Origin of the sequence: Streptomyces sp. NPDC056361 (assembly GCF_042262805.1) — a bacterium.
GTDB lineage: Bacteria > Actinomycetota > Actinomycetes > Streptomycetales > Streptomycetaceae > Streptomyces.
In genome coordinates, this window is record NZ_JBHJQI010000230.1 from 1 (window position 1) to 8503 (window position 8503).

Annotated in this window: 9 protein-coding genes; 3 read left to right on the forward strand and 6 right to left on the reverse strand. The window is 74.8% G+C overall.

Going from position 1 to position 8503, the window contains the following annotated elements; genetic code table 11:
- Positions 1 to 144 precede the first annotated feature (144 nt).
- The 4 genes from ACFCY7_RS38590 to ACFCY7_RS38605 all read right to left on the reverse strand — a co-directional run bounded on the left by ACFCY7_RS38590 (position 145) and on the right by ACFCY7_RS38605 (position 4248).
- Positions 145 to 912: a TIGR04222 domain-containing membrane protein gene (locus ACFCY7_RS38590; RefSeq protein ID WP_376490754.1), complete on the reverse strand. Its 768-nt coding sequence runs from the start codon at positions 910 to 912 to the stop codon at positions 145 to 147.
- A gap of 69 nt (positions 913 to 981) precedes the next feature.
- Entirely contained in the window at positions 982 to 2031 is a 1050-nt protein-coding gene (locus ACFCY7_RS38595) for a TIGR04222 domain-containing membrane protein (RefSeq protein ID WP_376490755.1), read from the reverse strand.
- Between the two features lie 2 nt (positions 2032 to 2033).
- Positions 2034 to 3482 carry a DUF692 domain-containing protein gene (locus tag ACFCY7_RS38600; protein WP_376490756.1) on the reverse strand — a complete coding sequence of 483 codons (1449 nt, stop codon included), beginning with the start codon at positions 3480 to 3482 and terminating at the stop codon, positions 2034 to 2036.
- An 82-nt stretch (positions 3483 to 3564) separates the two neighbouring features.
- Positions 3565 to 4248, reverse strand: coding sequence for a peptidyl-tRNA hydrolase (locus ACFCY7_RS38605; protein ID WP_376490757.1), 684 nt, complete (start codon positions 4246 to 4248; stop codon positions 3565 to 3567).
- A gap of 71 nt (positions 4249 to 4319) precedes the next feature.
- Here ACFCY7_RS38605 and ACFCY7_RS38610 point away from each other — a divergent pair, with 71 nt between their 5' ends.
- The 3 genes from ACFCY7_RS38610 (at position 4320) to ACFCY7_RS38620 (ending at position 6558) form a co-directional block, all read left to right on the forward strand.
- On the forward strand, positions 4320 to 4997 hold the full coding sequence (locus ACFCY7_RS38610; RefSeq protein WP_376490758.1) for an AIM24 family protein: 678 nt from the start codon (positions 4320 to 4322) through the stop codon (positions 4995 to 4997).
- 92 nt (positions 4998 to 5089) lie between these two features.
- Complete coding sequence (locus ACFCY7_RS38615) at positions 5090 to 5911, forward strand: ATP-binding cassette domain-containing protein (protein ID WP_376490759.1); 822 nt, start codon at positions 5090 to 5092, stop codon at positions 5909 to 5911.
- Positions 5908 to 6558: an ABC transporter gene (locus ACFCY7_RS38620; protein WP_376490760.1), complete on the forward strand. Its 651-nt coding sequence runs from the start codon at positions 5908 to 5910 to the stop codon at positions 6556 to 6558. The genes ACFCY7_RS38615 and ACFCY7_RS38620 overlap by 4 nt, the downstream gene beginning before the upstream one ends.
- 31 nt (positions 6559 to 6589) lie before the next feature.
- Here the strand turns inward: ACFCY7_RS38620 and ACFCY7_RS38625 are convergent, their stop codons facing one another.
- Both ACFCY7_RS38625 and ACFCY7_RS38630 read right to left on the reverse strand, forming a co-directional pair.
- On the reverse strand, positions 6590 to 7450 hold the full coding sequence (locus tag ACFCY7_RS38625; protein ID WP_376490761.1) for a polysaccharide deacetylase family protein: 861 nt from the start codon (positions 7448 to 7450) through the stop codon (positions 6590 to 6592).
- A 105-nt stretch (positions 7451 to 7555) separates the two neighbouring features.
- Positions 7556 to 8446, reverse strand: coding sequence for a PPK2 family polyphosphate kinase (locus ACFCY7_RS38630; RefSeq protein WP_376490762.1), 891 nt, complete (start codon positions 8444 to 8446; stop codon positions 7556 to 7558).
- Positions 8447 to 8503 lie beyond the last annotated feature (57 nt).

Consider the following 8503-nt stretch of genomic DNA (forward strand, 5'->3'; position numbering starts at 1 on the left):
CAGCCGCCTGGGGGTAAACACGTGCCCGCCGCCCCCCCGACACGGGGTCCGGCTCCGGGTGCGGCGCGCGTGACGCGCGCCGCACCGGCGTCATTTCCGGGGCCTTTCCGAAGCGCCCCGGCCCTCCCGCCGCCGGTGCCGCCCCTAGGGTCTGTCGTCCCGTCCCCGGCGGGCCTGCCCCCGGAGGGCCGCACGGAGCTCGGGTTCGAGGACCGCGGGCCCGCGCGTCGCCAGGGCGGTGAGCGGATCGGCGGGGGAGAGGCCGGAGAGCAGCCGCTGCCCGGCCGGTGAGGCCCAGCGCGTGTACGGGTACCGCTCGACCGCGCCGATCAGCAGACAGAGCCCCGAGGCCAGCAGCGGCAGCGTGAACGCGGCCACCACCAGGGTCCGCTCGGCCACCGGGACGAGCAGCGCCGCGGCCGTCCCGAGCACCAGGCTCAGCACGAAACCCGCCTTCACCGCCCGCAGCCCGTCCGCGACCTCACGCCGGCCGGCCGCCGGCACGGCGAGCCCCAGACCGACGAGCCGCTCCTCGATGGACCGCACCGCGTCGCCGGCGGCCACCACCGGACGTACGGCGGGGACGGGGCACTGGCCGCCCGGCCCGATCGCCCCGAGCACGGCGCGCTCCAGCTCGTCCCGGTCCGCGCCGCCCGCGTCGACGACCGTCGCCCAGCCGGTGTGGGCGAGCAGCAGCCGCCGCCCCCGGTGCATCGACACCAGGGTCAGATCGGTGACCCGCAGCGGACCGCCGGCCAGGTACGCGGCCTCGCACAGGGTGAGGTCCGGGTCGGTTCCGCTCCCCGGGGCACCGGGGTGGGGCAGGGCGGCGGCGAGCGCCGCACGGCAGACCCGCGCGCAGCCGACACCCGCCACGACGCAGGCCACGAGGAACAGGGGAACCCAGATCATGTCCGAGTTCTACGGGAGGACGGGCGGGCCCGCCACTCGAATGGGCGCGCCCGCCGTGCGCACGGGCGGTCAGCCGCTGGAGCTGGAGCAGGAACTCCCGCTGGAACTCGAACACGAACTCCCGCTGGAGCTGGAGCACGAGCTGCTCGAACCGCCGCCGCAGCCGCCGGAACCGCCCGAGGAGCAGGAACCCGACGAGCAGGACCCGGACGAGCAGGAACCCGACGAGCACGACGACCCGGACGGGCCGGAGCCGACGCCCCCGCCGCAGGAGCCGTTGTCGGCGCACCACGTGGTGGCCACGCCGAGGACCGCGGCGTCCGCCGACGAGTAGTGGTGGGCCGACGGCGTCCGCTGCCCGCGCCCGCGTCGGCGCGGCCCCCCGTGGACCCGCGCGGCGGCGAGGAGCTGCTCGCGCAGTACGGGGTCCGACAGCGCCCGCAGCCCGTGCAGGGCCACCAGGTGCCCGGCGTCGGCGAGGTGCCCGTGCCCGCGGCCGTACGCCGACAGGGCCCGCAGACCGGCCGAGGTGACCGGCTTCGCGGAGACCGCCCCGCACACGAGGGCCGTGACCCCCGCGCCGAAGAGCAGCGGCAGCACCTTCACGAAGTACGGCACCGACGCGTCGGGGTCGCTGGCGAACTCCACGATCGTCAGGACGGCCGCGACCGGGAAGAACAGGAAGGCGGAGAAGCCGAGGACGGCGCACCACCGGAGCGTCGTCCGCCGGGTCGCCGGGGCGACGATCAACCCGCGGCCGGCGAGCCCGTCGCCGATCTCCTGGACCGCCGGGTGCCGCATCACGGCCGTCCGCAGGTGGTGCAGCGCCCCGTGCGGGGCGGCGGCGTGCTCGTGGAGCACCGCGCGCTCGACGGGGTCGTACGCGGTGGGGCGTACGACGGCCACGATGCCGGGGCCGCCGATGGCGACCCTGCCGTCCGCCTGGAGCGCGGCGAGCGCCGTGTCGACGACCCGGGCGGGTCCGCCGCTCAGGAAGGCGGCCTCGTACCGGTCGTGCACCGGCCCGCCGGAGCCGCGGCGCGACCGGATCACCCGGGCGACGAGCAGCACGATGCCGGTGACACCGGCGGTGTAGAGGAGGAGGGTCAGAGCGCCCATGGTCATCTCCGTACGAGTGCGTGACGGGCGGCCCGGACCAGCCGGGTCGCACGGCCGGGCGGTCGGCTGCCGGAACGGTCCTGCCACCACTCCGTGAGCCTCCGCCGCGCCTCCGCGTCCTCCGGACGCTCGGCCACCAGCAGGTGCTCGGCGAAGTCCAGCGCGTCCCGGCGGTATCCGCCGCTCATCGGACGCGACCTCGCGTACGCCAGGAACGCCGGCCGGAACCCCTTCCCCAGGATCTCCGGCAGCTCCGGCGCCACCTTCGCGACGACGCCGGCCCGCTTCGCCGCCAGCGCCCTGCTCTGCACCCCGAGCCTCCGGCTGTCGAAGCCCTCGGGCACGGGGGTCCCGGCGACCAGTGCGGAGAGCAGGGAGGCTTGGGCGAGGCCGAGGCGCTGGCGCGCGGCTTCGCTCGGGGCGGGGGCGGCCGGTGCGGGTGCCTCCGCGAGTGCCTCCGCGGGGGCTTCCGCCGGCGCGCCCGGCATCAGGCCGCCCGAGACGCGGGCGCCGGCGCCTATGAGCAGCGGGTGCTCCCGGACGGTGACGGCCCGCCGGGAGACGGGCACCACGGAACGGGCGCCGTGCTGGTGGGCCGTGCCCACCCGGTCCGCCCCGGCGGAACGCACGCCCACGGCGGCCGTGGCGCGGATCGCGTCCAGTTCCCCCGACAACTCCGCCGCGGACGGGAAGTCGTCGTCCCGCTCCAGCAGCACCCCCGGCGGCGATACCCGCGACGCGAGGTCCGCGAGGACGCCGAGCACCGCCCCGGGCACGGGATGCGCGTGGGTGTCGTGCCAGACCCCGTCGCGCTCCACCCCGCCCGCCACGTGGACGTACGCGATGGCCTCCACGGGCAGTTCGGACAGGGCCTTCGCCGGGTCCTCGCCGCGGTTGACGTGGTTGGTGTGCAGGTTGGCGACGTCGACGAGCAGCCGCACCCCCGTGCGCTCGACGAGCTCCGCGAGGAACTGCCCCTCCGTCATCTCCTCGCCCGGCCAGGAGATCAGGGCCGCGATGTTCTCCAGGGCGAGCGGCACCGGCAGCGCGTCCTGGGCGATCCGGACGTTCTCGCAGAGGACGTCGAGCGCGTCGCGGGTCCGCGGCACCGGCAGCAGGTGGCCGGCCTCGATCACGGGCGTCGCCGTGAGCGGCCCCCCGGCCCGTACGAAGGCGATGTGCTCGGAGACCAGCGGCGCCCCCAGGGCCACCGCCTTCTCCCCGAGCGCGGCGAGCCGCGCCGGGTCCGGCCGGTCCGCGCCGCCGAGCCCCAGCGAGACGCCGTGCGGGACGACCGTCACGCCGCGGGCCCGCAGCCGGGTCAGCGAGTCGGGCAGGTGGCCGGCGCAGATGTTCTCCGCGACCACCTCGACCCAGTCGAGGCCGGGCAGTGCCTCCACCGCCTCCGCGATCTCGGGACGCCAGCCGATGCCGATGCCGAGTTCCGTCATGTCCCCCTCCTTCGGTCCTCAGTCACCCCGGTGATGACCCGGGCGGCGACGTTCGAACCCCACGAGGGGGACGTTCAGAGCTTCATTTGAGGTTCGGGAACGCGGACACCACCGTGCACGAGCCCGGTGCGATCTCCGTGAAGCCGGCGTCCCGCACCACCGGGAGCCCGCTCGTCGTCAGATCCGCCCAGTCCCGGGCCGTCGCGGTCCGGACCGCGAGCGGGAATCCGGCCTCCTGCCACGCCGTGCGCTCGGCCTCCGACATCGCCCACCACAGCAGTTGGGCGCCGTGCCCGGCCTGCGCCATCGTCTTGCCGGCCGACATGTCGAGCTCGGGGTTGAGCCAGAGCACCGCCGCCCCGTCCGGCACGGGGCCGGGCGCGGCCGGGTCGTCGAGGTCGGTGCCCGAGACCTGGAGCTTGGCCAGCTCCTTGGGCCAGCCGTCGAGCGGGACCGGCGGGAAGACCCGCACCTCCGCCTCCTTGCCGTCGACCGTGATCCCGGGGAGCGCGCCCGCCTTCCGCCACTCGGCACCGCGCGCCCGGCGCACCACCTTGCGGATGCGGGCGTCCTGCCAGTCGGTCATGGCCTGCGCCCACTCGCCGTCGCCGAGGGAGCGGTCGTCGGTGAGGATCTCCAGGACGGCCCGCGCCGCGGTCTCCAGGGCGTCGGTCCTGGCCGGCGGCGCGTCCTTCTCGATGCGGACGACCAGGGGGAGGACGAACTGGGGCTTCTCGTCACGGAGATCGGTCTCGTTGCTGCTCACCCGGCAAGTCTGCCACTGCCGTGACGAGTGATTCTTGTGGGAATCATCGCTTCCGGGCCAGGATGCCCCTCATGAAGAGTGATCTTTTCGCAGGCGAGCACCTCGCCGAGACCGCCGGCTTCCCGGGGATGACCCTCCAGAACGCCAAGTCGGTCAAGTACACCGTCAACGGCGAGATGCACGCCCGACAGGGCTCCATGATCGCGTTCCGCGGCGACCTCCAGTTCGAGCGCAAGGCCCAGGGCATCGGCGGCCTCCTCAAGCGGGCCGTCACCGGTGAGGGCCTGGCGCTGATGGCCGTGCGCGGTCAGGGCGAGGCCTGGTTCGCGCACGAGGCGCAGAACTGCTTCATCGTCGAGATCGAGCAGGGCGAGGCCTTCACCGTCAACGGCCGCAACGTGCTCTGCTTCGACGCGAGCCTCCACTACGACATCAAGACCGTGAAGGGCGCCGGCATGACCGGCGGCGGCATCTTCAACTCCGTCTTCTCCGGCCACGGCAAGATCGCCCTGATGTGCGAGGGCAACCCGATCGTCATCCCCGTCACTCCGCAGGCCCCGGTCTACGTCGACACCGACGCCGTCGTCGGCTGGAGCGAGCAGCTGCACACCTCGCTGCACCGCTCCCAGTCCCTCGGCTCGATGATCCGCGGCGGCTCGGGCGAAGCGGTCCAGCTCAAGCTGGAGGGCCAGGGCTTCGTCGTCGTCCGCCCCAGCGAGCTCACCCCGCAGAAGAACGCGTCGAACTGAGGCCGGAGCGGGACGGGCGGGGAGCGGGGGTCGCGGTGGGCGCCGGACCGGGTACGGGAACGAGACTGGAGAGGGTCGGGCGACGGCACGGGATGCGCGGACCGTGGGTCCTGCGCGAGGTCGGGCTGACGCTGCCCGCCGCCTCCCTCGTCCGGATCGTCGGCGCCAACGGCACCGGCAAGTCCACCCTGCTCCGGCTCCTCGCCGGCATCGACGCGCCCACCGAGGGCCGGATCACCGGCCGTCCGGCCCGCACCGCGTACGTCCCCGAGCGCTTCCCGGCGGCCCTGCCGTTCACCGCCGAGGACTACCTCGTCCACCTCGCACGGATCCAGGGCATCGGCCGTGCGGCCGCCCGGACCCGCGCGGCGGAGTGGCTGGAACGCTTCGGCGCCGCCGACCACGCCCGCACCCCCCTCGCCGAACTCTCCAAGGGCACCAGCCAGAAGGTCGCCGTGGCCCAGGCGCTCCTCGCCGACCCCGGCCTCCTCGTCCTCGACGAGGCCTGGACCGGCCTCGACACCGGCGCCCGCGCGGAGCTGGACGCTGCCGTCCGCGAACGCCTCGCGGCGGGTGCGACCGTCGTCTTCGTCGACCACGATCCACGGCGGCTCGCGGGAGAGGCGGACGCGGTGCACGGGGTGGCGGCGAGCCGGGTGCGGGAGGTGCGCGAGACGGCGGCGAACGCCCCCGGACCCCTCGTCAGGATCACCGTGTCCGGCGGCCGGCCGCTTCCGGCGCGCCTGCCGGGCGACCCGGTCACCGAGCCGGCGCCCGACCGCGACGGCCCCGGCACCCGTACCGGCACCCTCGTCCTCACCGTGGACGCGGCGCACTCCGACGCCCTCCTCGGAGTGCTCCTCGCGGCGGCCTGGCACGTCCACCACCTCGACAGCGAAGGCGTACGGGTATGACGGCGCTCCTGCGCTACCAGTCGGGACTGCTGCTCCGCTCGCAACGCTGGCTGGCGCCGCTGCTCCTGTACGTGGCCGTCGTCGGCGTCGGGGTGCGCGCGGGCGAACCCGTGCTCGGCGCCCTCGGCTTCACCGCCGCCGCGCTGCTGCCCGTCGCGGCCTGGTCGGTGCGGATCTGCCTCACGCAGGAGCCGCCCGCCGCCCGGAGCGTGATCGCCGCCGCCGCGGGCCGGGGCCGCGCGCACCTCGCGGCGCTGCTCACCGGGGCCGCCTGGCCGGCGGTCGTCGGCACCGTCGCCGTCCTCACCGTGACGGCGGTGAGCGACCGGCGCGGCGTCACCGTGCTCGCCGCCGGATCCACCGGGCTGCTCGCCGCGCTCGCCTGTGCCCTGACGGGCGCCGCCGTCGGCGTGCTGTCCTCCCGGCCCTTCCTCCCCGCGCCCGGCTGGTCGCTCACCGCCCTCGTCCTCGGCTCCCTCCTCGCCCTGGTCACCACGGGCTCCCCGGCGAAGCACGCCATGACCGCCCTGATCACCGGCGCCCGGACCACGACCGCCGACCCGCCCGTGCTCGCCTGCGCCGGCGCCCTCCTCCTCGTGGCGGTCACGGCCGCCCTCTCCTGCCGGGCCACGGCCCGCCTGGAGTGAGCCGCGGCCCCTGGTCGGTCCGCCCGCCGGCTCACCGGCTCATGAGCTCGGAGACCTTCACGAAGCGGTAGCCGCGGGCGCGGAGTTCCGGAACGATGCGGCGGATCGCCTGCTCGGTCACGGGGGCGGCGCTGCGGGTGCAGTGCAGGACGACGAGGGAGCCGGGCTTCACCCCGTCGACGACCTGCTCGGCGACGGGGCCGGGGTCCTTCGCGAACGCGTCACCGCTGACGACGTCCCACTGGACGGCCGTGACGCCGGTCGGGCCGAGGGCGCGCAGCGCGGCGTCGTCGTAGCAGCCGCCGGGGAAGCGGAAGTACGGGACGACGTTGACCGCCCCGGCGTCGCGGAAGGCGTCGAAGGCCCGCTGCACGTCGGTCGCCATGTCGGGGCCCGCGACGGTCGGCAGGCCGTAGCAGGGCGACGCGAACGCGTAGTGGCTGTAGGAGTGGTTCGCGATCTCGAAGTGCGGATCCCCGCCGATCGACTTCGCCTGCTCCGGGTACTCCTCCGCCCAACGGCCCGTCATGAACACCGTCGCGTCCACGTCGAGCCGCCTCAGCGTCGCGATCAGCTCGGGATTGTCGAACCGCTCCCCCCGCGCCGCCCTCGGCCCCTGGTCCGCCGTCATGTCCGCGTCGAACGTCAGCGCGACGACCTTCTCGACCCCCTTCGCCCTCCGCGTGTACACCGGGGTGAGCCCTCCGGGTCCCGCCGCCATCGTGGGCGGGGCCGTCGGCACGCGCGCGGGCTTGGGGCCGGCGGCGGCCGCACTCGCCTTCGGCGACGCGCTGCGCGACACGACCGGGGCATCCGCCTCGCGCGCCGGGCTCTCCGTCCCACCCCCGCCGCAGCCGACGAGGACGGCGCCCAGGACTCCGAGCGCCGCCATCTTTCGTGCAGAAATGTTCACGATCGGAAGTTAACCGATCAAAGTGTCTAACGCTCGCGACTCGACAGCAGCGTCACGACGGGCGGGGCCACTCGGTGGCTCCGCTCACGTCTCCAACAGCCGCGCCCGGCACTGCGCCACGTCGAAGTCGCCCGGTGGGTAGGCCGGGGCCAGGGCTTCCAGGTGTTCGAGGAGGAGTGTGCTGATGGCCCAGTTGCGGTACCACTTGCGGTCCGCGGGGACGACGTACCAGGGGGCGTGGTCGGTGGTGCAGCGTTCGAGGGCGAGGGCGTAGGCGTCCTGGTAGGCGGGCCAGAGGAGGCGGTCGTCGATGTCGGCGGGGTGGAACTTCCAGTGCTTGTCGGGATTGTCGAGGCGTTCGAGGAGGCGGGAGCGCTGTTCCTCGTAGGAGAGGTGGAGGAAGACCTTGACGAGGGTGACGCCGTCGTCGGCGAGGGACTTCTCGAAGCGGTTGATCTCGTCGTAGCGGAGGTCGAGCCGGGGGCGGGGGGCGAGGTCGCGGACGCGGGCGACGAGGACGTCCTCGTAGTGGGAGCGGTCGAAGATGCCGATCTCGCCGGGCAGGGGGAGGGCCCTCATGACGCGCCAGAGGAACGGATGGCTCCGCTCCTCTGGGGTGGGGGCCTTGAAGGCGTGGATGCGGCAGCCGGACGGGTTGAAGAGGCCGATGACGTGCTTGACGGTGCCGCCCTTGCCGCTGGTGTCCATGCCCTGGAGCACGAGGAGGAGGCGCCGCCGGTCGCCGCCGGTGCTCGACGCGTAGAGGCGGTCTTGGAGGGCGGCGAGGCGTGGGGCGAGGGCGGCGGACGCGGCGAGTCCGGCGGCCTTGCCCGTGGGGCCGGCCGGGGTGGCCGAGGCGTCGTACGAGCCGAGGTCGACGCGCTCGCCGGCGGGGACGCGGAGCACGTCGCACAGGACCGGTTCCCGGGGCTCGCGAGGCTCCCGCTTCCTCTTCCCGTCGTCCTTCTTCGCCATCTCGTGCCCCTTCCGCCGCCGCGCCGTCCGTCCTCCCCCGATCCTGCGACGGAACTC